The sequence below is a fragment of the Croceicoccus gelatinilyticus genome (genome assembly GCF_018398395.1).
Lineage (GTDB): Bacteria > Pseudomonadota > Alphaproteobacteria > Sphingomonadales > Sphingomonadaceae > Croceicoccus > Croceicoccus gelatinilyticus.
The window spans coordinates 108,756-134,613 of record NZ_JAHCBF010000007.1 but is presented as its reverse complement, the minus strand read 5'-3'; the positions used below and the strand labels follow the sequence as shown (position 1 = coordinate 134,613).

Genomic DNA, 25,858 nt, shown 5'->3' with positions numbered 1-25,858 from the left:
GCGATGATCAAGGACCAGAGCGTGATCGAGGGTAGCGCGATCGACCCGGTATGCGGCATGAGCGTCGCGATCGAAGGAGCCGAGCATAGCGCGACGCATGAGGGCGCGAAACACTATTTCTGTTCGCCGCGCTGTCACGACAAGTTCGTCACCGATCCCGAGCTCTATCTTTCGGGTGCGCATCTCGACGCGGTCGAGGATGTGCCAGAAGGCACGATCTACACCTGCCCGATGCACCCTGAAATTCGCCAGCCCGGGCCGGGTTCATGCCCGATTTGCGGCATGGCGCTCGAACCGGAAACCGTTTCGCTGGGCGATGGCCCCGATCCCGAACTGGTCGATATGCGGCGCCGGTTCTGGTGGAGCGCACTGCTCACTCTGCCGCTGTTCGTCTACGCGATGAGCGACATGGCACCAGGGCTCAGATTCGACCGGCTGATCGAACCTGCCCGGGCGCAATGGGCGCAGTTCGCCCTCGCTACACCGGTGGTTCTATGGGGCGCTTGGCCGTTCTTCGTCCGTGCTGTCCAGTCGCTCAAGACGCGCAATCTCAACATGTTCACGCTGATCGGGTTTGGCGTTGCCATCGCCTATCTGTTCAGCGTGGTGGCGACGGTCGCGCCCGATCTGTTCCCTGCAGCGTTTCGCGACCATTCGGGACGGGTCGGGGTCTATTTCGAGGCGGCAGCGGTCATCACGACGCTGGTCCTGCTCGGACAGGTCCTCGAGCTCAAGGCAAGAGGCTCGACCTCGAGCGCCTTGCGCGCATTGCTCGAGCTGGCACCGCCCAGCGCGGTCAAGATCTTCGGCTCGGGCGACGAGCGCGAGGTGCCGCTCGACCAGCTGGCCACAGGCGATCGTCTGCGCGTTCGACCGGGCGACAAGGTTCCCGTCGATGGCGAAATCGAGGAGGGATCGAGCGCGATCGATGAATCCATGATCAGCGGCGAACCGCTGCCGGTCGCCAAACAGGCTGGCGACACAGTCATTGGCGGCACAGTCAACCAGACTGGTGGGTTCGTCATGCGCGCAACCGGCGTGGGCAAGGACACGATGCTGTCCAAGATCGTCCAGATGGTGGCCGAGGCACAGCGCAGCCGCGCACCGATCCAGCGACTGGCGGATCAGGTAGCGGGCTGGTTCGTGCCTGCGGTGGTGGTGATAGCCATTGTCACCTTCGTGGTCTGGGGAATCTGGGGTCCCGCACCAGCGCTTGCCTATGCGCTGGTCAATGCCATTGCGGTGCTGATCATCGCATGCCCCTGCGCGCTCGGGCTCGCGACGCCGATGTCGATCATGACCGGCACCGGCAAGGGTGCCCAGCACGGCATCCTGATCCGCAATGCCGAGGCGCTGGAGACACTCGAGAAGATCGATACGCTGGTGGTCGACAAGACCGGCACGTTGACAATGGGCAAGCCCGATCTGGTGGCGGTGACGCCAGCAATCGGTATCGACGAAGCCGATTTCCTGGCTGCGGTTGCAGGCGTCGAAATGGGCAGCGAACATCCGCTGGCCCACGCAATCGTCGAAGGTGCACGGACGCGCGGCGTCTCCCCCGCCAATGCTACGGATCTCGCTTCGACGACCGGGGAAGGTGTTGAAGCCAATGTCCAGGGCCGCCGGGTCGCGATCGGCAATGAGAAGATGATGCGGCGCGTTGGGATCAATGACGAGGCCTGGCTGGGCTCGGCCGAGAGTGGGCGCAAACAGGGTCAGACGGTGATGTTCGTGGCATTCGATGGCCGTCCGGCAGGGCTCATCGCGGTGGCCGATCCGATCAAGCCCACCAGCGCAGCGACCATTGCGGCGTTGCACGCGCGCAAAATCCGGGTCGTTATGCTGACTGGCGACAGCCGCGGCACTGCCGCAGCGGTCGCGCGCGAAATGGGAATCGACGAAGTGCACGCCAATGTCTCGCCCGAAGACAAGCACCGCAAGATCGAAGAGCTGAAAGCGCAAGGTCGCCGCGTCGGCATGGCCGGGGACGGGATCAACGATGCGCCTGCACTGGCCGCCGCCGATGTCGGCATTGCCATGGGCACCGGCACCGATGTTGCAATCGAAAGCGCCGGTGTGACGCTGGTTCGCGGGGACCTGACGGGAGTGGTGCAGGCCATCGTGCTATCGCGCGGAACGATGCGCAACATCCGGCAGAACCTGTTTTTCGCCTTCGCTTACAATACGCTTGGCATTCCGGTCGCGGCAGGCGTGCTGTATCCCTTCTTCGGAGTGCTGCTCAGCCCGATGATCGCGGCGGCGGCCATGAGCCTCTCTTCCGTATCGGTGATTGGCAATGCACTGCGGCTGCGGGGTCTGCGCCTTGAAGTCTGAGAGGCCAAACTTCAGCTATGCGCGTTCTTCCATGCCCCCATGGAGCCGAGATAGATGTCGAGGCGCTTGAAGCCCTGGCTTGCCAGCCAGCCCGCGGCAACGCTCGCCCGCATGCCGCTCGCGCACATCAGTGTGTAATGGCGGTCGCGGTCAAGCTCTTCCCACCGCGTATTGAGCTCACCGACATAGATATGTTCTGAGCCGTCGATGCTTGCTTCTTGTCGTTCGTCCGCGTCGCGCACGTCGAGCAGGGTCCACTCGCCGCTGTCCCGATCAAGCTTGCGCGCGACTTCTTCTGTGCCGATCATGGGAATGCTGCGCATCGCTTTGCCCTGTGCGGCGGCTGGAACCACGCCGACATAGCCGCCGACAACATTATCGAGGCCGATGCGCAGCAGATGGGCCATGGCCTGGGCTAGCTGGTCTTCCTCGGAAGCGACGAGGGCGATCCTGTCGCCTTCACCGAGGAACCATCCAGCAAAGGCCGGTATCATTCCCACCGGAAGGCACATGGCACCCGGCATATGACCGGCGGCATAGGCGAGCGGCTCGCGCACATCGATCAGGTGATCGGCTTCGATCTCGTCAAGCTCTCCCAGCCTCAAGCGCCTTGGCCGCTTAATCCGCGGCGCGGCTTTGGACCCTTCAAGGTTGAGCCGCTCCATCAGCCGGAAATAGGGCGGTTGGTAGTGCTGTTCTGCCACCTTCGCCTTGATGAACTCGTCGCGGTCGGAGATGCGCAGGCGCGGGTTGTTGCGCCGCTCGTGGCCGATTGTCGAGAATTCCCGGTCCGCCATTCCCGATCCGCAGACCGAGCCCGCACCATGCGCTGGGTAGATGATCGCCTGGTCGCCGAGGCGGCAAAGTTTCTGCAGGGAGTCGAAAAGAAGGCCCGCGACTTCTTCCTTGCGCTCGGGATAGAAATCGGTGCGTCCGACATCGCCGACGAACAGGGCATCGCCGGTAAAGACGCCGACCGGTCCCTCGGAATATTCGGTGTCATGGATGACGAAAGCGAGATGATCGTCGGTGTGTCCTGGTGTTTCCAGTACCTCGATCCGCAATTGACCCAGCTCAAAACAATCGCCTTCGCGTGCGGTCTTGGCAAAAACGACTTCGCCTGCCGCGTCGGGCCCGTGATAGACAGTGGCTCCTGTCAAATCGGCCAAAATCGGCGAGCCGCTGATCAGATCCTCATTGCGATGGGTTTCGAAGATATGCGTTATCTCCTGCCCTTCGGCCCGGGCCTTTTCGACATAGATCTGGCAGTCCCGGCGCGGATCGATGACCGCTGCCTGTCCGCCCGAGCCGATGATATACGAAAGGTGCGAGAGGCCAGGGGTTTTGATCTTCTCCAGAAACATGCGACTTCCTTGTCTATTGCTCAAAGTCTGTAACGTTCGGGCTCGTTACAGATCGAAAAATGATACGGCGCTCAATCGATCCCGAGTTCGGCCATGATGGCGGAAGGACTTTCGAAATGTTCGGCTTCGGGCCTGCCGATGGCAGGTTTTGCGTTGATCCAGGTATCTTCGCACGCGAACTCAAGCAGGCTCGCTGCGAGATCAGCATGACGGCACCGGAAACAGCCTTCCGCCAGCCGCTCGTCCGTAATCACGGCTTCGCCAGTGTAAGGCTCATCCAGCAGCCAGCCCGGCCGTGCGGAAGTCCATTTAATGCCTTGGGCGTCGCTGAGTATCGCTTCCATGGCGCGCATCTGCTCGAGTATATTGAACAATGCAGGCTTGGCAGTGAGTTCAAACCAGGCCGGGACGCTCGACTGATGTTCGACGAAGGCAGCGGAGATCACTGCAATGCGGTCGATCTTCGCTTGTGCCATCGCCCCGAGGAGGTTGCGCGTGCCATCGGTATAGAGCGGCGGTGGATCGATCGCATTGCCCGGACCGAAAGCGACACCGAGGGTCGAAATGACCGCGCGGCAGCCATCGAGATCGCCCGCGAAATCGTCCGACAGCACATCGCATTCGATATATTCGAAGTCGCCCATCCGCTCGTCTGGCCCAGGCACTGTGTGTTCGAAGGCGCGGATCGGTATGTCCTGGACAAGGGCACGCCTCAATAGCTCGGTGCCGGTCTTCCCGCCTGCGCCGAAGACAGCGATGGGCCTCGTGTCAGTCATCTGCTTGTTCCTGTTAAGACTCGTGAGGGCGACGAAGGGCGGAGGCGCGGGCGCACGGGGTAGCCGACGGCCCGCCCATGCGCCCTGCCAGTATCAGGCTCCGTCGGCCGGACAGGTGGTATAGCCCCAAAAGCCGAACTCATCCTTGGCTCTCGGAGCTGCGACGATCATCTCCTGCATTTGCAAGCCGGCATCGCCTTCATCATCCAGCATGCGCGTTCTGATCCGAAGCTCGCCGTTCGCATAGCTGCCGGGGCCATCGGCAGTGACGGGGATCAATTTGCCATTGATCTTGATCGCTCCGCCCCCGTCACCGTCATAGACAAACGAGGGAAAGGCCACTTCGGTCAGGCGGAACTGGCAGGCCTGTCCTGCGCCAAGAGCAGCAAGGTCCGCGTCATTCATGGTCCCGGGAAGCATGAGGCCCGGGTCAACATTTGCCAGTGCACTGGCCGCGTCCTCGATCGGCGCGGCAGCGGCAGGCGGGTCGAGCTGGGCTTCGCGGTCATTTCCCGGAGCAGTATTTGAATTGCAGGCGGCGAGCGGCAGCGCGATGAGCGCCGTGAAAGCTATCTTGTTCATGGCTGCATCTCCTCGGGCAGGCGTTCTTCGGTCCGCGGACCGTTCTGCTCGATATCGTCGATGAGATATTTCATCTCGGCGATCTCGCGGCGCTGGGCGACGATGATTGCCTTGGCGAGTTCGCGAACGCGCGGATCCTTGAGGCTGGCCCGTTCGCTGGTCATGATCGCGATCGAGTGGTGCGGGATCATCGCTGCCATATATTCGGTGTCGTCGACGGTGGTCTGGCTGCGTACAAGCCAAAGTGCGAGCGCGAACACAAAGGCGCCGACACCCAAGATGATAAAATTCTTGGTCCGGTCCTTGTACATGCCCCACATGAAGAGGAGCATGACGACCATCATCATCGCGCCCATGACAAACATCATCCAGAAGCGCGTTTCACTCCAGAAGACATCGTCAATGGTGAAGGTGTTGGCATACATCAGGAAGAACATGATGACGGTCGAAGTCGATACCATGGCCATGAACCGCCAGTAGTTGCCGCCCCCTCCCTTGTCCGAGTGGGTCGTCTTTTCGGTCATGCTTCTTCTCCTTTGTGCATCATGGTCCAGAATAGCTGCGCCGAGCAGCTGATGAGGGCGAAGCCGGTGAGGGCCTCGACGCCGGCGAGAACCCGCAGGTGCTCGGTCGGATAAATGTCGCCCAGGCCCAGTGTGGTCACGTTGATGAGCGAAAAATAGAAGTAGTCCATCCAGTCCATGGAAGGTGCTTTGTCGAACCCTCCCAGGCCCCATTGCGCGCCCAGCCAGAAACCTGCGGCAAATAGGATCGCCACGAGGAAATGCGATGCGAGCACGAGCAGCGAAACGGCAAGCTTTGCCAGCGTATCGCGGCGCCGATCGAGAACCCGGTGACCGATACCCAGAATGGCAAGGTGCGAAGCGACAGCCGAGAGGAACAGAAAGACAGCGAGAAGGAGCGCGGTGATCATGCGAGAAGCTTCGCGCCCATCCACAGACCCATTCCGATCATAAACAGATTTTCGGTCAGCGAGACAAAGCCGAGCGGCACATTGCTGCTGCCGCCCACGCAGGCGCATTTGAGTTCGCGCTTGTCGATGTAGACAGCCTTAAAGACGCTGACAGCGCCGACGGTGCCGATGAAAAATGCCAGCGGGGCAGAAAGCCAGGTCAGCGCGCCCGCGGTCATGAGAATGCCGGCAGCGGCTTCGCCGAACGGGTAGACGAAGCCATAGGGCACCCAGCGCCGTGCGAGTAGGTCGTAGTTGAGGAACATCGTCGAGAAACTGCGCACGTCCTGAAGCTTCTGAACGGCGAGCAGGGTCATCGATAGGCTCACGAACCATTCGGCGGCCCGGACGGTGAAGAGGTTTTCAAAAAAGGCCCAGCTCAGTCCGAGCGCGAGCAGCAGCGCGACCGCGAAAATCGCAATGATCGGCTGATAGCTGGTCTCGCCTTCCTCTGGCTGCGAACGGCTCTTGCCGAAGAACTCGCGGACATCGTCATAGCCGCCAATGCGCTTGTCTTCGATAAAGGTCTGCGGGGTGGTCTCGACGTTGTGCTTGTCCTTGAATGCTTCGGTTTCCTCCCTGCTGGTCAGGTGATGATCGTCGACCTCGAAACCTTGCCGCTTGAGAAGATCGACCGTCTTGATGCCATAGGGACAGACATGGTCCTCCATTACCATGCGGTAGACCGCCGCTGTTCGGGTCGTCATGAATCGCTCCATCTGTTTTGCCTGACGTGTCTCGTGCTCAACGCCGGTTTTCGGTGAACGGTTTCGAAAAAGCCCGGCGTAAAAGCGGCAAAGCTGGTTGAAGAAGGTGCCATCACCTTTTCTCTCCGGACCCATCATCTTCAGGAGATGCGGGCGCTTCGGAATTGCGCGAAAGGTAAATCCATTCTCCCACGAAGACTGCGACGATGCCGATCGCCGCGTAGGCGACAACGGCAGGATCGCTGCGCAATTTGGCCGCGGTAAAGGCTGCGAGGACCACGCCATCTGCCGCGAGTGCTGTAAGAAGTATTGATGCTCGCGCGCCGACTTCCTTGCGCAGGTGGCGCAGGACGCCCCAGTGCACCAGCATATCCATGACGAGGTAGAAGAAAGCACCCAGCGAGGCGATCCGCGACAGATCGAACAGGACGGCAAGCGTCCCGGCAATGACCACCGTATAGACCAGCATGTGGCTGCGTATTCCGCCACTCATGCCGAAATGGCTGTGCGGGATCATCTTCATGTCTGTCAGCATCGCAAGCATGCGCGACACAGCAAATACGCTCGCGATCACGCCCGAAGTCGTTGCGGCGATCGCGATCGCGACGGTGAAGTAGAAGCCCAGCTCACCCAGCGCCGGACGCGCCGCTGCCGCGAGCGAATAATCGCGCGCCTCGGCGATCTCGGATATGCTCAGGCTCGAACCCACCGCCACTGCCACGAGCAGGTAGATCACGATGCAGACCGCGATCGAGATCATGATCGTCCGGCCGACATTCTTGTGCGGGTCGACGATTTCGCCGCCGCTATTGGTAATTGTTGTGAAGCCCTTGAAGGCGAGGATCGAGAAAGCAACCGAGGCGAGCAGGGCTTCTGCATTCGTCAGCGAAACGGGCTGCGAAAATGCGCCTGATGAAAAACCGCTGGCCCAGATCGCCGCGACTGCGAACAGCGCGATGCCGCCGATCTTGATGGCGGACATGATGAGCGAGAAGCCGCTTACCGACTTATTGCCCGCTGCATTGACGAGATAGGCGAAGATGATGAGGGCAAGCGCTGCGAGAGAAACGAGCCACCCGCTGCTTTCGAGGCCGAACGGGCGCAGCGCGTAAGTCGCAAAGGTGCGGGCCACGAGACTTTCATTGATGACCATCGAGAGCGCCATCAGGAGCGAGGCCGAGGCGGCGATCACGCCGGGCCCGTATGCTTTCTGCAAGATCATCGCGATGCCGCCCGAAGACGGCCATTTGTTCGACATCTTGATATAGCTATAAGCCGCCAGCGAAGTTACCAGCGCGGCTGCGATGAAGGATAAGGGAAAGAGCGGGCCGGCGAGCTCGGCGATCTGCCCGGTCAAGGCGAAGATGCCGGCACCGATCATGACGCCGGTACCCATCGCCACGCCGCCCAGCAGGGTTATCGAGCCAGCTGCCTCGCTTTGATTCTCGTGCTCATGCTCTTGCAAGACTTTCCCCTGTCGATGGTCTCCCGTTCAAGAAAGATCATGCCGGACCGTACGTTCAGCCGGGGCTCATCCCTCAAAAATTTTTCAAGACAAAGCTGGAGGGTTGCGTTTTGCTCGAGCCGTTTGAGCGAATTGCGGCCCAAAGCGGACTGCTTGCGCAGCTGAAAATGCTCCGCGAGTATCAAGGCACGCGGCCATCGCCGCCGATTTACTACGTCCTGAACCGGTTTCGGAAAAATCGCAGCAGTGGCACCCCAATAATCGCGATATACCAGCCGTACAGAAAGCTGCCGAGAGCGCCTGCCAGAAAGCCCGAAAGGGTCAGCCATTCGAAACCGGGAAGCAGCGGCGCCCACGCTTCGTGCATGTGCGCCTGTTCGGGCGCGAGCAGGCCGAAACCGATGCAGATCAGATAACTGAAAAAAAGGAAGAGACTGAGCGTCCAGCCCCATATGAGAATCGAGATTTTGACTGAATAGTCCGACATGATGGCCCTCCGTTAGAGTTGGCGCGAAAATGGCTGCCCATAGTCACGGGTAGGATGCGAAAACGCTCCGCCCGCCTGGGCCGAAGGCGATGACATCATAGGGCTGCACCTGGTCTCCGACTTCCATTCCGGGCGAGCCAAGCGGCATTCCGGGCACAGCCAGGCCAGCAACGCCTTCGGGGCGTTCGCGCAATAGCTTCGCGACGGCATCGGCCGGCACGTGGCCTTCGATGATATAGCCATCGACTTCCATCGTGTGACACGACCACAGATCCTGCGGCACTCCCTTGGCTGTCTTGAGCGCAGCCATGTCGTCGGTGTCGATCGAGGTGACCTCCGCTTCGAGTCCATGTTCTACGTGACCGGCCCAGTTGAGACAGCACCCGCACCCTGCGTCGCGGAACATGGTGTAGGTGGCCGCCTGAGCCGCACTCGAGCACGCTGCAAGGGCGAGGAGGAGCGAGGCCGCCAGCGAACGGCGTAGCGGTCTCGTATCTTTCGTGAGGTTCATTGGACATGGCCTTTCTTGACGCCGCGCCAGAGAGAAATGGTTCCGGTCGCGGTATGGATACGATCGAGCAATTCGGCGTCCGCGAAAATCTCGACGAGCAATTTCTCGACGGCTCCGTCGGCGCTCGGCTGGGTGTCCTTCACGCCGTCGAGTAGCTGAACGCTCGAACGGAAGAGCGCGCGCATGGCTGGAACATCCTGCCGCATATAGTCGGCAATCAGCGCCATGCCCCCGGGGGCCAGCAGGTTCTCGATCTGCTCGAGGATCGCGCGCTTTTGCGCCAAAGGTACCTGGTGAAGGACGAGGCTGCTGACGATCTTATCTGGCCGCCAGCCGTCGGAAAGCTCGAGACTATCGAGAAAGCCGTTGTGCCACCGGACCATATCGGCTCCGGCGCCGAATTTGCGCTGCGCGATAGCCAATGCTGCGGGGTCCGGCTCAACGCCGATGAAGCCGGCTTCGGGACAGCTGGCCATCAGCGCCCTAAGCAAGGTCCCGGTGCCGCACCCGACATCAATGACCTTGTCGCCGGGCACCAATGCGGCCTCTTCGACGATTGCGCGGCGCCACCGGCTCTCGCGCGTAAAGACTGCGATCGCGCGATCATAGAGCGGTGTGAGCCAGTTTTTGCCCAAGGGCGGAGTGAACTCGCGCTCTTTTGGCGGAACTGCCGCATCTTTCATGCCATGGCTCCCATTCGACGCTGGTACTTGCCCCAGTTGGTAGACTTACTCCTCTTACGCGTCGCCAACGCGCAGCCCTCAAAAAAGAAACTTGAGGGTTTGCGCGAAGCATCGCGTATAGGAATTATGCAACCGACAGGAGCAAGGGATGCGTGATAATCAGACACTCGATGCGATGCTCGGCACGATGGCGTCGCAGGGGGCTGGCGACGTGCCGCCCGACTTCATGAACGGCGTCTGGCAGCGCGCGGGACAGCTTGGCGAAATTGCCGATCAGCGACGCAGAATGGCCTTGTTTGCCGGTCTGTTTGTCGTCGGCCTGGCGGCAGGCGCAGGGACCAGCGGATGGCCGTCCGAATATAGCGCTCCTACAGAAATTGTTGGCGAGAGCCTCGTTGGCGGAGAATCCCTGTCGCCCGCTGCATTGCTTCATGTGGGATCATAGGCGTTGAAGAAGTTTCACCTTGTCCTTGCGGTCCTGCTGGCGGCGCTTGCCGGATGCCTAGGAGCGCTTGCCGCCGATCGCTGGTCCAACAACGATTCCGAGGGCAGCCTGCACGAGTTCGTTCACGATGAACTGTCGCTCACGGCTGACCAGGAGCAGCGGCTCGATGCGCTCGAAGCGCGTTTTGCGGTAGAACAGGCAAGGCTCGAAGCCTCTGCGCGCGCAGCCAACGCCCAGCTCGCGCAGGCGATGGACACCGAGCACGAATACGGGCCCGAAGTCAGTGCCGCGATCGACGAGGTGCATGCGCGCATGGGCGATTTGCAAAAAGCGACCGTGCGCCACGTCTTCGACATGCGGGAAATTCTCGATCCCGATCAGCAGCTCCAGTTCGACCGGAAAGTGTCTGCGGCCCTCACGCGCGATCCGCGTGACTGATCAGCCTTGGCAGCGGTTGATGACACTTCGAACGAAGCGCTGATCGGGCGGGCGATAGCGGGTGACAAGCGGGCGTTCACAGCTCTCGTCGAGAGCGAGATCGCCCGGTTGATCGCGCTTGCCACGCGTATGCTGGGTTCACCCTCGCTGGCCGAAGATGTCGTCCAGGACGGTCTCGCTTCGGTCTGGCTGACACGTCATCGCCTCGATCCGAGTAAGCCCATCGGTCCCTATTTGACGACAATCGTTCTCAACAGGTGCCGCGATAGGCTTCGCCGGAGGAAAGTTGCTGGCTTCCTGGGCTTGCCGAGCGCGCGGGAAGCCGACGCCGTTGCTGACGATGCCCCCAATCCCGAAAATGTTGCCGGAGCCCGCGAACAGCTGCGGCTGGTCCAGGCCGAAATCGGGCGTTTGCCGGTGCGCCTACAAGAGGCGCTCGTGCTGGTCACTGTCGAGGGGTACAGCCAGGCCGAGGCTGCCGAGCTGCTCGGCACCACCGAGAAAGCCGTCGAGACGCGCATCTATCGTGCGCGCATCCGGCTGAAGGAGCGGTTCGAAAACTTTGAGGGGTAGGGCAGCTGACCGCGTATGTGACGGTATACGCATTTTCAGGAGCCCCCTATGCCTGCCGTCAATCGCCGAAAATTCCTTGGAACAAGTGCCAGCGGGCTGGGCCTGCTTGGTCTCTCCGGTGCCATGCCGGCCTGGGCGCGCGGCGCGGACATCCTGGCGGGTAACGCTAGGAAAGGACTGGACGAGGTAGCGGGGCCGATTATCGATCTCACTGTCGCACGTTCTGCCTTCGCGACGGGTAACAGGCGCGGCGGCGCCATCGCTGTCAACGGCACGATCCCCGGTCCGCTGTTGCGTTTGCAGGAGGGCACGACCGTCCGGTTGAACGTTCATAATCAGCTCGAGGAAGATACCTCAATTCACTGGCACGGTCTGCTCGTGCCGTTCCAACTGGACGGTGTACCCGGCGTGAGCTTTCCCGGCGTCAAGCCGGGCGAGACCTTCACAGCGGAGTTTCCCGTGCGGCAGGCAGGAACCTATTGGTGGCACTCGCATAGCGGGTTGCAGGAACAGGCTGGGCACTACGGGGCTATCGTGGTCGATCCCGCCGGACCCGATCCGGTGCGGGCCGACCGCGAATATATCGTGGTGCTGAGCGAATTCAGCGAGATGTCGCCCCATGCGATTTTCGACAAGCTCAAGAAGGGCGAAGGCTACTTCAACTACAACCAGAACACCTGGACCGACGACTATCCGCTCTCGGGCGAGGATCGCCGGATGTGGGCCAGAATGCGCATGATGCCGACCGACATCCTCGATGTGTCGAGCGCTGCCTACACTTACCTTCTCAACGGTCACGGACCGCTCGACAATCTGGAATACCTCTTCCGCCCCGGCGAGCGCGTACGCCTGCGCTTCATCAATGCCGGAGCCATGACCTTTTTCAATATCCGTATTCCCGGCTTACCAATGACTGTCGTGCAGGCAGACGGGAAGGATGTCGAACCGGTCGAGGTCGACGAGTTCCAGATCGGCGTTGCCGAAACCTACGATGTCGTCGTGACGCCGGGCGAGCAACAGGCTTACACGCTGGTGGCAGAGTCCATGGACCGCTCCGGCATGGGTATAGCCACACTTGCGAGCACACCCGGCGCGCGCGCCGCCATACCTCCGCTGCGCGATCCCCCGCTGCTGACCATGGCCGATATGGGCATGAGCGGCATGGACCATGGCTCCGGCGGCGATGCCGGCATGTCCGGAATGGACCACAGCAGTGGCGGCGACATGGCGGGAATGGACCATGGTTCGTCCGGCGATTCGGATATGGCGGGCATGGCCGGAATGGCGGGAGGCATGCAGATGCGTGATACCTCGCGCTTGCCTCCCGATGTGAAGGTCGGACCCGGGCTAGACATGGTCTCGATGAACCCGGTCGACCGAATGGGCGATCCGGGCATCGGCCTCGCCGATGTCCCTCACCGCACGCTCGACTATCGCAAGCTCCGCTCGCTGACACCTCATCGGGAGGGCCGGACTCCCTCGCGGCGGATGGAAATCCATCTCACCGGGAACATGGAACGCTACATGTGGTCGTTTGACGGCAAGAAGTTCTCCGCCGTCTCCGACGAGCCAATCCGGTTCGCCTATAACGAACGCGTCCGTGTCAAATTGATAAACAACACGATGATGGCGCACCCGATCCATCTGCACGGACACTTCTTCGAACTGGTTAACGGCGCACCTGCCGATCGTCAGCCGCTCAAGCACACCGTTAACGTGCAGCCGGGCGGCAGCGCGCAGTTCGACCTGACTGCAGACGAGCCGGGCGACTGGGCCTTCCACTGCCACCTTCTCTATCACATGCATGCCGGAATGTTTCAGATCGTCACGGTTGCCAATCCGGACGGGAGCGAAGCATGAAGACTTTCATTTCCAGCTTGCTCGCCTCGGTCGCAGCCAGCTCAGTTCTCTCTTCCCCCGCTACGGCGCAGCATGCTGGTCACTCGCCGGCGGAGCCGCAGCAGAGCGCCGAGGTGCAGGCTGACGACAAGACGAAGTGCGAGGCGGAAGCCGAGCGTCATCGCGCGATGGGGCATCCGGTAACAGAGGGGGCGTGCGAACCCACTGGCCAGCCTGAAGCTGCGATGGACCACTCGACGATGGACCACTCGACGATTGATCATGGCTCGATGCCGCAGGGCAGGCCTGGCGAAGGCGCGATGGATCATTCGCAGATGAACCACGGCGACATGGAGCAGGCGGAAGCCAGCAGCTCGTCGATGGACCATGGGCAGATGGATCACAGCCAGATGAACCATGGGCAGACGGGATCGCAGGACATGCAGGGCATGGACCATTCGTCGATGGAGATGGACCCTGATGTCGAAATCCCGCTGCTGCCGCCTCCTCCCGAAGCTGGGAGCGGTCCCGCGCGCGCGGCGGTTGCGATCTGGGGCGAGGAAGCCATGAACGAAGCGCGGCGCGAACTTGTCCGCGAGACCGACGGCGGGATGCGCTTCTGGTTTCAGGGCGACCGGCTTGAATACCGCGCCCGCGAGGGAGCGGATGGATATCTGTGGGACATCCAGGGCTATTATGGCGGCGATATCGACAAATTCTGGTTCAAGTCCGAGGGTGAAGGCAGCTTCGGGGAGCCCGTCGAGGGCGCCGAGGTCCAGGCGCTCTGGAGCCGCGCCATCGCACCTTTCTTCGATTTCCAAGCCGGTGTCCGCCAGGACCTGACAGGGCCTGAGCGCACCCATGCGGTCATTGGTGTCCAAGGCATCGCCCCTTACCAGTTCGAGGTAGACGTCGCGGCGTTCGTATCGAACAAGGGTGATGTAACCGCGCGCTTTGAGGGCGAGCTTGATCAGCGCATCACGCAGCGGCTGATCCTTCAGCCGCGTGCCGAAATCGCTCTTTCGGCGCAGGATATTCCTGAACTGGGTATCGGCTCAGGTCTCGACCGGATCGAGGCAGGTCTGCGTCTTCGCTACGAGTTCGCACGCGAATTCGCGCCTTATGTCGGCGTTTCCCAGGAATGGCGGATTGGACAAAGCGCCGATTTTGCACGCGCCGCAGGGGAAAACGCGAGCGTGACGAATTACGTCGTGGGCTTGCGATTCTGGTTTTAAAGGAAGGAAATATCCAATGAGGATAAGACTATCTCTAAGCGCGGTCGCCTTGGCCTTGGCTGCAGGCGGCATCCCCGCCCTGGCACAATCCATGGATCATTCCGCGCACTCGGACCCTACGGCTTCGACGCAGATGGACCATACGGAGCAGGGCATGAAGCACGCCGAGCATATGGATGCGATGAATGATGACGTTGCGGAAGCCGAGGCGGTTCTGACATCATATCGGGATGCCCTGACGTCGCGCGATGCAGCTGGGATGGCCGCGCTGTTTGCCGAGGAATCCTTCGTGTACGAGAACGGCAAGGCGGAAGGCAGCTTCACGCATTACATGGAGCATCACCTGGGACCGGAACTTGACGCAATAACCAGCTTCACTTTCGGTGAACCGACGCTCGCAGTCACCCGGATGGGACATATGGCTTATGGCCGCGAAACGTACACCTATCGGATCGAACTTGCCGACGGCCGCGTGATCGACCGCGAAGGCGTTGCGACCTCTGTGCTCGCCCATGATGCGGATGGCTGGAAGATCGTTCAGTACCATTCATCGTCACGCGCACCGCGTAATAACTGATCTGATCGGGGGAACACCGATTAGCGACACGCTCTTTCAAGCTGCGTCTGCATGTACTGGGCAGCAAGCTTCACAAATGGCTGGCAGTCTTTGTCGGCGTCCAGGTGCTCCTGTGGATGATCACAGGGGCGCTGATGTCGTTCCTCAACATCGAAGAGGTCCGGTCCGAACATGTCGTTTCGCGCGCACCGGAGGTGTTGCCCGCTGATGCGGTCCTGCCCCAATGGCTCGAGAGCAGGGAGGGGGTGGTTTCCGTTGCGACGCGCGCGGTCGGCGGCAGGGCCGTAACCGAGGTCCGCCGGGACGATGGAAGCGTCACGCTCCGCGACCCGGATAGCGGCATGCTCCTCTCGCCCCTTCCCGCCGCGAGCGCACGGGCCATCGCCCGACGTGCCTGGACCGGGCCACCGACCACCGTAGCGACCACACGCCTCATCGAAGACGCGGTCGGGACCGAATTCCGTGGTCCGTTCCCGGCGTGGCAGATCACTTACGGCGATGAGGATAATACCCGCGTCTACATCGATGCATCCAGCGGCTCGGTGCTCGCTGCCCGCAGCGACACCTAGCGCTTGTTCGACTTTGTCTGGGGGCTGCATATTATGGACTGGACGCAGCGAGACCGGATCAACAGCTGGTGGCTGCTGTTGTTCGGGATCGGCGGGACAATCATCGCGGTTTCGGGCTTTGTCTTGCTTGCCAACCGGTTCCCTTGGATCAGGCGGCGGGCGAAACATGTGCCGAATGCCCCCTGAAGCCGCTCCCAGTTTAATCAGGTTCGGCTCGGGCAAAGCGGACCAGAAGGATCGTTAGCGCCGGCACGATCGTCCACATCGCGATCGGGATCAGCGCCAGTCCCGTCACTGGCTCGTGCGGCATCAATTCGCTGTAGCGCCAGCTCAGGAAACTGTTTGCCGGAAGCGATGTGGCGATCATTTCGACGGCGATCGCGACGACAAGCCCGAAGCCGAAATAGATCGCATGGGGTAGTTTGTCTGACTGCCAGGGCCACGCATGCCCGCCGCGCAGTGCAGCAAGGCTATAAGCTGTGAGCAGGATCACGCCATCGCCCAGGCTTGCGATGCCGCAGCGAATGGTCTGCTCATAAGTCTCGAGATTGCCCGGCTTGAAAAACGGCATCTGGAAAATCTCCCAGACGAACGCGATCAGGCTTCCACAAATAAAGATGAGCCAATGGGTTCTGGTCATGCTGCGGATACGCCGGAATGATGTGCGCAAGGAAATAGCGGCTGGTCGGAGTTCCACGTCCTGCATAACGCCTTTGCTGCCCCAAAGCCTGGATCAGTCACCGTCTTCGCGCCTCTCGGTCTTGGCCATGCGAGCAGCGCGTTCGAGAAATTTCCGCATGTCACCTGCTGCCAGTTCGGTAAGCGGATGCCGGCTCGCCTCAGGGCGCGGTTCGATCATGTCCGCACGTTTCCTGATCTGTTCGATCTGTTCACCGTTCGCCCCGGACAAAAGGCCGAGAACTATGTTCTCGAGAGTTATGAGGCGAATGCGCATTTGCACCAGCTCGGCATGGTCTGGCTCCGGGCTATCCCAGCTGCCGTCCTCATTGACCGTGCTCAAGACTGCTTCTCCGACGGCTCTGTTGTCACCATGATCTGTCCCATTCATCACTACCGGATTCGGTTAAAAGGGTGACCGAAAAACACCATTCCTGCAACCGGCTGTGTCATCGGCTCAGCCGTCTCCGGTGGGCGCGGAAATTGTTTGAGGGGAAGAGATGTTGGCTGCGTAAAGAGAATGAATGCGCACAGCACCCATCGCATGACCGACGTAAGGAAATCGATTATGAAACGGACAGCTCTAGCTCTCATTCTCGCCACTGGCCTGACAGCCACTCCGGCGATGGCCCAGGAACAGCATGACCACGGAGCTCAGGCTGCGGCACAGCAGCAGGATCACGCTGGCCACATGATGCAGGATTCCGACGCTATGGCGGCCCATCGCGAAAAGGTGGCTGAAATGCGCGCGCTGATGCAGCAGGCCCACGCCGCGAGCGATCCTGCCGAACGCCAAAGGCTTATGGCCGAACATCGTGCACAAATGCTGGAGCACATGGCGGGCATGATGCAGGGCGGCAATTCCGATATGATGGCGGCCTGTCACCAGCGCATGACGATGATGCACGATATGATGGAGCAGATGGCGGCTCACTAGAACATGGCGCAAGACGATTAGGAGATGGTGGCCGGGCTCTCGCTTGTGCCTGAGGCTGGCCACACTCACCAAAGCGCTGTGCAAGGCAAGAGACCCAACCATCGCGTGAGTCAAATTTGAACCCTCACGCGCCGTCGTTCGCCGCGCTCTATCACCGTAAGAGATGAGGGTTCGCAGAGCATTACCGACACAATAGGTCGCACGACTGTCGCCAAGACCGGAGTCCGCAGAGAATGAAACCAATCCAATTCATGGCTATTGTGGTCGCCAGTCTGCTCTGGATAAGTCCGGCCCAGGCCCATGGCGACAAGGAACACGGCGAAGCGGCCAGTGCTGTCGTCTCCGATGCGGCGTCAAAAGATATCCAGGCTGCGCAGGGGCACGGCGACACGGCTGCTGATCATGACGGGGCGAAGGGACAAGATGCAGACGAAGGCGACAAGGGCGTGGTCGGTGTGCTCAAGTCGCTGCATCCCGCCACCGTACACTTTCCGATCGCCTTGTTCTTTATGGCCGCTCTCACCGAGCTATTCGTCATCGCACGGAAGGGCACAGGCCTAGAGTCGGCAGTGCGCGTACTTGTTTATGGCGGTACCGCCGGGGCGGTCGTGGCGGCCATATTCGGTTGGATCCATACCGGTCTCTGGTTCGGCGGAGATACTGCGATGCAGGTTCATCGCTGGAACGGAATGCTGATCGCGGTCCTCGGTCTGGCGATGGCCTATCTGGCGAGCCGTGCTTCCGCGAGCCGGACCGCGTTCCGCGCCGCAATCTTTGCCATGGCCGCTCTAGTGCTGGTGCAGGGATTTCTGGGCGGCGAGCTTGCGCACGGTGCCAATCATCTTGGTATCTCCTGGCTTTGAAGGATAGAATGATGCGCAGATCAAATCGGAACGCGTTTGTTGCCCTCCTTGGTGCCGCGGCATTGGGGCTAGGGCTCGCTGCCTGTGATCAGACGCAGGACACTTCATCAGAAGCTGAAGCCTTGCCACTGTATACGGCCCCGCCGACCGAGAGCACAGGTGCTGGCGAAGGCGAAAGAGACAACGCTGCCTCTCCCGCTGGAGAGGCCAACACGAACCGGTCGGGTGAAGCTGCGACTGCCGGTAGGCAACCAGACCGACCGGCGAGCACTCCGGTAGTAGCGTCGTCCCCTGCGGCCACTCCCCCGCCGGTGAATGCCCAGCCTAGCAACACACCCGATCCTCATGCGGGCCACTATATGCCATCCATGCCCGACCATGACATGCCCTCGATGTCCGATCAGGCGGATGGATCGTGACCTGGCGTTTCGCCTTCTGATCGGCCCAAAAACGGCCGACGCTCGTTTTACCAGTCACTATCAATAACAAGTCGTCGTTTGCCAAAGGCGCTTTATCTCATCTGTCCGATTTTGGGGGTATTGATGGGGGTATTTGCAAGACGACTCAAAAAGTTTATTAGGTAAATCAGCACGTTATATGCTCTCTATATTTCCCTCCTCCGCTACCATTTTTCTTCAGGTTTGCGATTGGTCGGAACTGGCCCAAGGCTGCGTTCTACCCCGCAACCTGTCGCCCCAGACATTCGAAACATATTTTTTTGAGCTTTGCTGCATCCGATGCGGCTTGGCCGTCGTAGCTGCGTGTGCCCGCCAAGAAGTGGGCACCGCACCAGGGTGTGCGGGCGTGCGGAAACGCTCGGTCCCGTTGCCTCGTGCGGTTCACAAGAACCGGGAGAAGGCAATGCGCAGGAAAAGTACTCTCACGCTGGCAGCAGGAGGGGTGGCGCTGGCCGTGGGCGCTGCACTGTTGATGCCCGGGCTTGGCGGATTTGCTGCCGATCACCTCGATCCGCCGGCGCGGACGGACCCGTCGGTGGATTCAACGCCTGACAGGGCTGCCGATATCGCCGACCTTTTCGCCTGGCACGACGACAACAACGTAAATCTCGTGCTGACGTTTGCAGGTCCGCAGGCGACCGACCAGCCGGGCACCTACGATCGCGATGTGCTCTATACGATCAACCTGTCGAATGCGTCTCCGCGGACGACAGCGGACATGCCGATCGAGGTCCGGTTCGGGCCGGGTAACGTCGACGGAAGCTTCGGCGTCCAGATTTCCGGCCTGCCCGGGGTTACTGGCGCGCTTTCCGGACCGGTCGAGACCGACCTGACGAAGGACGGTGTGATGGCCCGCGCGGGGCTTTTCGACGATCCGTTCTTCTTCGACCTCCAGGGCTTCAGGGACACGGGCGCGACCGGCACTCTCATGTTCGACAGCACCCGCGATTTCTTTGCGGGCCAGAACCTGACGGCTGTCGTCATTTCCATCCCCAAGGACCGCATCGCCAATGGCGATAATCCCGTGGACGTATGGGCCACGACTGCACGTTTCGGAGGACAGCTGTGATGATCGTTCGAGCTAGAAAGACCGCCGCGCTGCTGGCCCGGCTTGCACCCGTCACACTCGCAGCCGTCCTGGTCAGCGGGTGTGGAGGCGATGACGACTACATGAAGGACGATCCGGTCATGATGCCGTCGCCCAGTCCGACGCCATCGCCGACAGCTACGCCCACTCCGACGGCGAGCTACGACGTGACGGCCTGCCTGACGCAGGAAGTGGCACCAGGTGTTGCCGTCGCCGATCTTGTCGTTCCGGACACGCTCACCCTGACCCTGTCGGGCACTTCGGGCTTTCCGAACGGGCGCAAGCTTGCCGATCCGGTCATCGATGTGACGCTTGCCGTGATCTTTCTGGACCTTGCAACGCACGGGGCAGGGACGCTGGCCGGATTGCCGCTTAATCCGCCGGAGAACGATGTCGCGTTCCGTTCGGCGTTTCCTTACCTCGCCGCTGCGCAAGGCTCGCCGCCTACCGCGTCGGGAGGTAGCGGCTTCGACTTCAGAAGCGACGGTGCCGCATCCTATACCCGGGTGGACAGGATGGGCATGCCTGCGGTTGCGACCGCGCTGATCGGATCGGATCAGAAGAACGCCTACAACGATGCCGATCCGGCTGACGATGCGAACGGCGACTTCGTCGATGAGCTGACCGAACAGCTGACGGGCCTCACCAATGCGCTTGCCGACGATCTGGTTGGTGCAGGTCTGACCCCCTGCGCGACGGAAGCCTGATGGGCCGGGGTGCATCGCTATCATTGGAGGGCGATGCACCTGCGCCCTTTGCACCTATGCGAAATGCGGGCGGGAGCTGGAAGGGCGCACTGGGCATTCTCCTCCTGCCCGCCGCCGCAGTTGCTGCGGTCGCGGTTGGCGAGTGGTCCGTTTCTCCCGAAAGCCGGATCGCTGTTTCCGAACGTCCGGCACTCGTCCCTTCGGACTTGCGCCTGGCATTAGGCTACGGCCCGGCAGATCACGCGGCGGCGCTGGCTTCCAATGCGGCTGCGATCGCGCTGGCGAAAGAGCGTGTCGCAAAGGGACCGCGGCAGTGGTTGCGACAGGAAAGTCGCGCAGCAGCCCTGATGCAGCGGTTTGGCCTAACGCACGATTATGCCGACCTGAAACGCGCGTCGGACGTGCTGGACGAGGCGAAGGCATCTGCCCCGTCGGGTTCGGGGCCGTGGCTGCGCATCGCAAGCGTCGCGATGATGCAGCACGACCTTGCCAAGGCCGAACGTGCGCTGGACGGAGCCGAGGCATTGGCGGTGCAGCCGATGCGAGCGGACCGGGCCGAGATCGCCGCATTGCGCGGAGATATCGCACTCTACCGCGGCGACATGGCGGGTGCTGCTGAGTTCTACCGCGCCTCCTACGCTATCGATGACGCATCGCTCCAATATTACCGGCGCGCGATCCTGTCCCGATCACAGGGACGCTTCGACGAATCGCGGGATCTGTTTGCAGCGGCATCGATGACAGGCGACACACCGCGAATGCGCGCGCAGATCGCGATGCAGATCGGCCGGACCGAAAGTGCGGAAGGGCGATATGCTTCGGCAGCTGCGTGGTATCGGGAATCCGAGAGCCTGTTTGCGGGCAGCCCGCTTGGCGCGGCGTTGAATGCCGAAGCGCTCGCTCTGGCAGGAGATTACGACGGAGGCATTGCCGCGCTCGAGGCGGCGATCGAGACGCACCAGTGGCCGGAAATGATGGATTTGCTCGCGATGATCCACCGTGTGCGCGGCAATCGGACGGAGAGCGAACGCTGGGCCGCCCGCGCCGAAGCTATCTGGCAGGAGCGCCTGCAGCAGGCGCCGCATGCCGCGCAGGCCCACGCGGCGGAGCACGAACTGGCTTTCGGCAATCCGCGCAAGGCGCTGCAACTGGCGCGTGCGAACCTTGCTGCGCGCCCCTATGGCGAAGCGCGCATCCTGATGGCCAATGCCCTGATCGCCAATGGCTACCCGAAGCAGGCCCTGAATGAGCTCAGGGCCGCCGAAAGAGAAGGCTGGCGAAGTGCGCAGATGTTCGCCGCAATGGCCGAAGCCGCGGCGATGAGTGGCGACGACGCAGCGATGCGCGATGCCACCGTGAAGGCGGAAAACATCAACCCCAAGATTTTTGCACCTGAAACTCGCCTAGCGTGGTTCGGTCATGGTTAAATTGTTTCATCTGTTCATGGCCGCGGTCCTGCTTGTCTGGAGCCACACCGCCGCGGCCCATTTGACCCCCAACAGCGAGATTCGCCTGCAGCCTGTGGCAGACGGTTATGTCGTTAAGGTCATCGTGCCTGCTGCGGAATATGCTTACGCATCGGGCAACAAGGCCGAAAACGCTCCCGCTGCGCGGGCTGCGGCCCTCGATTATTTGCAGGAAAGATTCCGGGTGACGGGAGCGGATGGCGAAGTTCTCCCGGTGACGATCGGAGACGTTCGTTTCGCGCGTGTCTCCGGACCGGCGGATCTTCTGGCGACGGCGAGGATAGAGGTTCCCTCGGCACAAGCGGCGTCAAAGATCACGCTGCATTGGTCCGCGGTGATCGACCGCGTTCCCGATCATTTCGCGCTCGTCATTCGCGATGATGGTTCGACGCGCCAAGTGCTGGGATCGTTACGGCAAGTGGACCGATCATTGCATATCGATCCCATTCCGCTTCCTAGCAGCGGATTGCTGAACGCCATTTCGTTGGGGGCGTCCCACATCGTCAGCGGTTTCGACCATCTGCTGTTTCTGCTCGCCCTGCTCATCTCGGCACCCTTGATCGCGAGAAACGGAAGTTGGGTAGGGATGGAGCGACCGGGCCGTGCGCTGTGGAACCTTGCCAAAGTGACTTCGGGATTCACGCTTGGGCATTCGGTCACACTGATCGCGGCAGGACTTGCGAATTGGGCGCTTCCGGTTGCGCCGGTTGAGGCCCTGATTGCCCTGTCCGTGATCATCACGGCAGTGCACGCTATTCGGCCCCTGTTTCCGGGACGGGAGGCATGCGTGGCGACCGGGTTCGGGCTAATTCACGGACTGGCCTTTGCAACACTCGCGGCAGGTAGTGAAGGAATGCCGGCGCAAACTCTCACCACGTTGCTCGGGTTCAATATCGGGATCGAACTTGTGCAACTTGCCGTTCTTGCCGCCGCTCTACCGATCCTGTTCCTGCTCATGCGCAACGAACGTTTCGCAACGTTCCGCACGGTCGCCGGTGCTTTTACGGCCATTTGCGGAGGTGTCTGGCTTTTGCAGCGTATGCCCGGCCTGATCGCTTGAATGCCGGGGCAGTCAGGTAAAAACTCAGATCCGCTTGTCGGGAGTTCCAGTCCGCCCGCCGCTGCCATTTTCAACTAATCCTGTTCGATCCGCAGCACCGACGGCCATGGAAGTCCTCGGCGCGAAGTGGTACCCGATCTCCAAATTATTCAGGACTGGAGGCGGGGGGATCAATGGCCGATCTGAAACTTGAAACGATGACTGTGCATGCAGGGTGCGAGCCTGACCCGGCCACGAACGCGCGGATCACGCCGATATACCAGACGGCCGGTTACGTTTTTGACAGCGCCGAACACGCCGCAGACCTGTTTTCGCTAAAGCAGTTCGGCAACATCTATTCGCGGATCATGAACCCGACGAACGATGTGCTGGAAAAGAAGATTGCCGCGCTTGAAGGGGGCGTTGGCGCTCTTGGTGTTGCGAGTGGGCATGCGGCGCAGCTTATCGCATTTCACACCTTGATGGAGCCGGGGCGTAATATCGTCGCGGCCCGCAAACTCTATGGTGGCTCGCTCAACCAGATGGGCGAATCCTTCCGCAAGTTCGGATGGGAAACCCGTTTCGTCGATGCTGATGATCCCGAAAATGTCCGTGCGGCGATTGATGAGAATACTCGCTGCGTCTTCGTGGAGAGCCTTGCCAACCCCGGCGGGGTGGTGACCGACATCGCTGCGATTGCTGCCGTGGCGCACGCAGGGGGCGTACCGCTCATCGTCGACAACACCATGGCTACTCCCATGCTTTGCCGCCCCTTTGAACACGGGGCGGACATCGTGACGCATTCGACGACGAAGTTCCTGAACGGCCACGGTAATGCGGTAGGCGGGGTTATCGTCGATTCAGGTAAGTTCGACTGGAAAGCGCATGGCGACAAGTTTGCCAGTCTGACTTGTCCGAACGGGTCGTATCACGGCGCAGTGCTTGTCGATGCGCTGGAACCTGTCGGTCCGATCGCTTTCATCATTGCCTGCCGCGTTCTCGGTCTTCGCGATCTCGGCCCCGCGTTGGCTCCGCAGAATGCGTGGCTTGCGCTTACCGGCATGGAAACGTTGGCCCTTCGAATGGAGCGTCATTGCGCAAATGCCCTGGCCGTCGCCAAGTGGCTAAACCAGCACGAAAAGATCGACTGGGTATCCTATGCTGGCCTTGACGACAGCCCTTACAAATCTCTTGCCGACAAGTATCTAGGCGGCAAGGGCGGGTCGGTATTCACGTTCGGCGTAAAGGGGGGATACGAGGCAGGCGTCAAACTGGTATCGAGCGTCAGCTTGTTCAGTCACCTCGCTAACATCGGGGACACCCGCTCACTTATCATCCATCCCGCGTCTACAACGCATAGCCAGCTTGAAGGAGAGGATCTCGTCGCCGCTGGCGCAGGGCCCGATGTGGTGCGTGTCTCCATTGGTATCGAGCATGCCGACGATTTGATCGCCGACCTTGAGAGGGCGCTGGAAACCTTGTGATTCCGGACGGAATGTCGCGCCGTCCGCTCAGCGTGCAGGTCAAGTCATTGCGGTTCTCATGATGGCGAGCTTCCGTTTCGCCAGGGCAGGACCTCATGAAACTTGCCGCTGGCAGTCAGTTGCGGTGGTTCGGCACTTTCCCTTACCGTTACGCCTTGCAGGCCATGGGCGTGAAACGCGCTTTCAACCTTGCGAACGATATCCTGAATGGCCGTACCGAAGTCTGCCTCGTCGACAGGCTCGATCCTGACTTCAAAATCGTTCTGGCCGGTCTGGACGAGTTGGACGCGGCGAGCTTCCTCATGCTCCAGATCGAAAATGAGGGGTGACAAAGTCACCTCTCCGACGCGCAGGAGTGTTGCGTCACGTCCCTCGACTTGAAAGCTTCGGAAAGGAGAGCCGCAGGGGCATTGGTCGGTGTGGAATCGTACGCAGTCGCCGAGATCGTATCGGATGAATGGTTGAGTGTCGTTTGCAAGAACGGTCAGCAATGCATTGGACGAGAGCGTGCCATCGGGAATGGGCTGCATTGCGTCATCGACGGCTTCCAGGATGACCCAGTCCTCGTTCACGTGCAGCCTTCCGCTGCCACATGAGAATGACAGGACGAGGCATTCGGTGCTGGCGTATGTATCGACGATATCGTGCTTCAGGTCAGGAAACGCCGACCTGACACGCTTGCGAAGCTCGTCCGTAAGCGTCTCCCCGCCAGTTCGGAACAGGAAAGGCCGGATCCGCAGCCGGCTGGCCTCCTGCTCCTTGGCCAGTATCGCCAACATGCTCGGGTAAGTCATGATGCTGGAGATGTAGGGGATTGCATTCAGCTTTTCGACGATGCTGGCGATAGGCTGTTCTGCATCAATGAAGGTCCGAGTGCTCGTTAGCCGGGGCAGAATCTGGCGCATCAGCCTTTCGAATCCAACGCCCGCGAAGTGGCCGTTGCCGCCAGTAAGAATGACTTTGACCCCGGATTTTCGCTCTTCAAGCGCCAGCCTCCATTGGGTGCGATCAAGACGCGCTAGAGTGATTCCGTAGCAGTACTCCAGAAAGCGTGGGGCCAGGACGATTACCGCTGGCTCTCCCGATGTGCCGGAAGTCCGAAATACGGCGACGCCTTCCAAGGGAACGCCGATCTTCTCGATATCGCTAAGGTGTTCGCGAACCTGCTCCAGTGAAAGAGAGCGGATGGTAAGCCATTCGTCGAACTCCCGCATGAGGTCCCGTTTGTGGGTTACCGGCAGGTCGCTCAACCTGATCTCACTCGATGGTCCCAGATTCTTGTAGAGCCTGGCGAACAGTGGAGAGGTGGTTCGCACTTTTTCGACCAGGCATTGCAAGTTGCGAAGCTGTTTGGCCTCTATCCGTTTTCGCCCGCCAGACGCAGTCCAGAGACCGCCCGCAAGGTAAGCCAGTGTCCTGAGAAGGCTGAAACGCATGGCGCTTTTCTCTCCCGCGGTACACGTTTGTCCCGCGCACGCACTTTAGCACTGGAACTGCGCGGGTAGCGAAAATCTGCGTGGCGGGGGCTCAAGTCCCTCCGCCGCTATCAACTTTCGAAACAAGTTTCGTCGACGGCGCATG

The 25,858-nt window shown here is 60.9% G+C and carries 29 protein-coding genes; 16 read left to right on the top strand and 13 right to left on the bottom strand.

Annotated features, from left to right (window positions below; all coding sequences use genetic code 11):
- Positions 1 to 3: 3 nt before the first annotated feature.
- Positions 4 to 2,334 carry a heavy metal translocating P-type ATPase gene (locus tag KIH45_RS15275; protein WP_213176900.1) on the top strand — a complete coding sequence of 777 codons (2,331 nt, stop codon included), beginning with the start codon at positions 4 to 6 and terminating at the stop codon, positions 2,332 to 2,334.
- An 11-nt stretch (positions 2,335 to 2,345) separates the two neighbouring features.
- Here KIH45_RS15275 and KIH45_RS15270 read toward each other — a convergent pair whose 3' ends face one another.
- The 10 genes from KIH45_RS15270 to KIH45_RS15225 form a co-directional block, all read right to left on the bottom strand.
- A complete protein-coding gene (locus tag KIH45_RS15270) occupies positions 2,346 to 3,698 on the bottom strand; it encodes an MBL fold metallo-hydrolase (RefSeq protein ID WP_213176899.1) in 1,353 nt (450 codons plus the stop codon).
- A 71-nt stretch (positions 3,699 to 3,769) separates the two neighbouring features.
- Positions 3,770 to 4,474, bottom strand: a complete 705-nt coding sequence (locus tag KIH45_RS15265; protein ID WP_213176898.1) for an NAD(P)-dependent oxidoreductase — start codon at positions 4,472 to 4,474, stop codon at positions 3,770 to 3,772.
- A 93-nt stretch (positions 4,475 to 4,567) separates the two neighbouring features.
- Positions 4,568 to 5,056: a DUF6692 family protein gene (locus tag KIH45_RS15260; protein ID WP_213176897.1), complete on the bottom strand. Its 489-nt coding sequence runs from the start codon at positions 5,054 to 5,056 to the stop codon at positions 4,568 to 4,570.
- Positions 5,053 to 5,580 carry a DUF305 domain-containing protein gene (locus KIH45_RS15255; RefSeq protein WP_047822772.1) on the bottom strand — a complete coding sequence of 176 codons (528 nt, stop codon included), beginning with the start codon at positions 5,578 to 5,580 and terminating at the stop codon, positions 5,053 to 5,055. Before KIH45_RS15255 ends, KIH45_RS15260 begins: the two co-directional genes overlap by 4 nt.
- Entirely contained in the window at positions 5,577 to 5,990 is a 414-nt protein-coding gene (locus KIH45_RS15250; protein ID WP_213176896.1) for a potassium channel family protein, read from the bottom strand. The genes KIH45_RS15255 and KIH45_RS15250 overlap by 4 nt, the downstream gene beginning before the upstream one ends.
- Positions 5,987 to 6,736 (bottom strand): glutaredoxin family protein, encoded by a 750-nt coding sequence (locus KIH45_RS15245; RefSeq protein WP_213176895.1) that lies wholly within the window; start codon positions 6,734 to 6,736, stop codon positions 5,987 to 5,989. The genes KIH45_RS15250 and KIH45_RS15245 overlap by 4 nt, the downstream gene beginning before the upstream one ends.
- A 112-nt stretch (positions 6,737 to 6,848) precedes the next feature.
- Positions 6,849 to 8,132 (bottom strand): APC family permease, encoded by a 1,284-nt coding sequence (locus KIH45_RS15240; RefSeq protein WP_237688786.1) that lies wholly within the window; start codon positions 8,130 to 8,132, stop codon positions 6,849 to 6,851.
- A gap of 280 nt (positions 8,133 to 8,412) precedes the next feature.
- The gene (locus tag KIH45_RS15235) at positions 8,413 to 8,688 is read right to left on the bottom strand and encodes a hypothetical protein (protein ID WP_213176893.1); all 276 of its coding nucleotides are present in this window, start codon (positions 8,686 to 8,688) and stop codon (positions 8,413 to 8,415) included.
- A gap of 43 nt (positions 8,689 to 8,731) precedes the next feature.
- Positions 8,732 to 9,199 (bottom strand): DUF411 domain-containing protein, encoded by a 468-nt coding sequence (locus KIH45_RS15230; protein WP_213176892.1) that lies wholly within the window; start codon positions 9,197 to 9,199, stop codon positions 8,732 to 8,734.
- Entirely contained in the window at positions 9,196 to 9,882 is a 687-nt protein-coding gene (locus KIH45_RS15225) for a class I SAM-dependent methyltransferase (RefSeq protein ID WP_213176891.1), read from the bottom strand. Before KIH45_RS15225 ends, KIH45_RS15230 begins: the two co-directional genes overlap by 4 nt.
- A gap of 148 nt (positions 9,883 to 10,030) precedes the next feature.
- On the opposite strand from KIH45_RS15225, the gene KIH45_RS15220 reads away from it, so the two are divergent.
- The 8 genes from KIH45_RS15220 to KIH45_RS19175 all read left to right on the top strand — a co-directional run bounded on the left by KIH45_RS15220 (position 10,031) and on the right by KIH45_RS19175 (position 15,744).
- Positions 10,031 to 10,327, top strand: coding sequence for a hypothetical protein (locus tag KIH45_RS15220; RefSeq protein ID WP_213176890.1), 297 nt, complete (start codon positions 10,031 to 10,033; stop codon positions 10,325 to 10,327).
- 3 nt (positions 10,328 to 10,330) lie between these two features.
- Complete coding sequence (locus KIH45_RS15215) at positions 10,331 to 10,765, top strand: periplasmic heavy metal sensor (RefSeq protein WP_213176889.1); 435 nt, start codon at positions 10,331 to 10,333, stop codon at positions 10,763 to 10,765.
- 6 nt (positions 10,766 to 10,771) lie between these two features.
- Positions 10,772 to 11,338, top strand: a complete 567-nt coding sequence (locus KIH45_RS15210) for an RNA polymerase sigma factor (protein ID WP_213176888.1) — start codon at positions 10,772 to 10,774, stop codon at positions 11,336 to 11,338.
- Positions 11,339 to 11,386: 48 nt separating this feature from the next.
- Positions 11,387 to 13,198, top strand: coding sequence for a copper resistance system multicopper oxidase (locus tag KIH45_RS15205; protein WP_213176887.1), 1,812 nt, complete (start codon positions 11,387 to 11,389; stop codon positions 13,196 to 13,198).
- Positions 13,195 to 14,412 (top strand): copper resistance protein B, encoded by a 1,218-nt coding sequence (locus KIH45_RS15200; RefSeq protein ID WP_213176886.1) that lies wholly within the window; start codon positions 13,195 to 13,197, stop codon positions 14,410 to 14,412. Before KIH45_RS15205 ends, KIH45_RS15200 begins: the two co-directional genes overlap by 4 nt.
- Before the next feature lie 154 nt (positions 14,413 to 14,566).
- Complete coding sequence (locus KIH45_RS15195) at positions 14,567 to 14,989, top strand: YybH family protein (protein WP_225899966.1); 423 nt, start codon at positions 14,567 to 14,569, stop codon at positions 14,987 to 14,989.
- Between the two features lie 134 nt (positions 14,990 to 15,123).
- Entirely contained in the window at positions 15,124 to 15,558 is a 435-nt protein-coding gene (locus KIH45_RS19180) for a PepSY domain-containing protein (RefSeq protein WP_225899965.1), read from the top strand.
- A gap of 3 nt (positions 15,559 to 15,561) precedes the next feature.
- The gene (locus tag KIH45_RS19175; RefSeq protein ID WP_225899964.1) at positions 15,562 to 15,744 is read left to right on the top strand and encodes a hypothetical protein; all 183 of its coding nucleotides are present in this window, start codon (positions 15,562 to 15,564) and stop codon (positions 15,742 to 15,744) included.
- A gap of 13 nt (positions 15,745 to 15,757) precedes the next feature.
- Here KIH45_RS19175 and KIH45_RS15185 read toward each other — a convergent pair whose 3' ends face one another.
- Positions 15,758 to 16,264 carry a hypothetical protein gene (locus tag KIH45_RS15185; protein ID WP_225899963.1) on the bottom strand — a complete coding sequence of 169 codons (507 nt, stop codon included), beginning with the start codon at positions 16,262 to 16,264 and terminating at the stop codon, positions 15,758 to 15,760.
- A 27-nt stretch (positions 16,265 to 16,291) separates the two neighbouring features.
- Positions 16,292 to 16,579: a hypothetical protein gene (locus KIH45_RS15180; protein ID WP_213176884.1), complete on the bottom strand. Its 288-nt coding sequence runs from the start codon at positions 16,577 to 16,579 to the stop codon at positions 16,292 to 16,294.
- Positions 16,580 to 16,804: 225 nt separating this feature from the next.
- On the opposite strand from KIH45_RS15180, the gene KIH45_RS15175 reads away from it, so the two are divergent.
- The 7 genes from KIH45_RS15175 (at position 16,805) to KIH45_RS15145 (ending at position 24,277) form a co-directional block, all read left to right on the top strand.
- Positions 16,805 to 17,173, top strand: a complete 369-nt coding sequence (locus KIH45_RS15175; protein ID WP_225899962.1) for a hypothetical protein — start codon at positions 16,805 to 16,807, stop codon at positions 17,171 to 17,173.
- Between the two features lie 233 nt (positions 17,174 to 17,406).
- Positions 17,407 to 18,036, top strand: a complete 630-nt coding sequence (locus KIH45_RS15170) for a DUF2231 domain-containing protein (protein ID WP_213176882.1) — start codon at positions 17,407 to 17,409, stop codon at positions 18,034 to 18,036.
- Between the two features lie 861 nt (positions 18,037 to 18,897).
- Positions 18,898 to 19,563: a DUF4331 family protein gene (locus KIH45_RS15165; RefSeq protein WP_213176881.1), complete on the top strand. Its 666-nt coding sequence runs from the start codon at positions 18,898 to 18,900 to the stop codon at positions 19,561 to 19,563.
- Positions 19,563 to 20,288 (top strand): DUF4331 family protein, encoded by a 726-nt coding sequence (locus tag KIH45_RS15160; RefSeq protein WP_225899961.1) that lies wholly within the window; start codon positions 19,563 to 19,565, stop codon positions 20,286 to 20,288. The genes KIH45_RS15165 and KIH45_RS15160 overlap by 1 nt, the downstream gene beginning before the upstream one ends.
- Positions 20,288 to 21,715, top strand: a complete 1,428-nt coding sequence (locus KIH45_RS15155; RefSeq protein ID WP_213176879.1) for a tetratricopeptide repeat protein — start codon at positions 20,288 to 20,290, stop codon at positions 21,713 to 21,715. The genes KIH45_RS15160 and KIH45_RS15155 overlap by 1 nt, the downstream gene beginning before the upstream one ends.
- A 16-nt stretch (positions 21,716 to 21,731) precedes the next feature.
- Positions 21,732 to 22,814, top strand: a complete 1,083-nt coding sequence (locus tag KIH45_RS15150) for a HupE/UreJ family protein (RefSeq protein ID WP_213176878.1) — start codon at positions 21,732 to 21,734, stop codon at positions 22,812 to 22,814.
- A 173-nt stretch (positions 22,815 to 22,987) separates the two neighbouring features.
- Positions 22,988 to 24,277, top strand: coding sequence for an O-acetylhomoserine aminocarboxypropyltransferase (locus KIH45_RS15145; protein ID WP_213176877.1), 1,290 nt, complete (start codon positions 22,988 to 22,990; stop codon positions 24,275 to 24,277).
- A gap of 56 nt (positions 24,278 to 24,333) precedes the next feature.
- Here the strand turns inward: KIH45_RS15145 and KIH45_RS15140 are convergent, their stop codons facing one another.
- The gene (locus KIH45_RS15140) at positions 24,334 to 25,713 is read right to left on the bottom strand and encodes a phenylacetate--CoA ligase family protein (RefSeq protein WP_213176876.1); all 1,380 of its coding nucleotides are present in this window, start codon (positions 25,711 to 25,713) and stop codon (positions 24,334 to 24,336) included.
- Between the last annotated feature and the right edge of the window lie 145 nt (positions 25,714 to 25,858).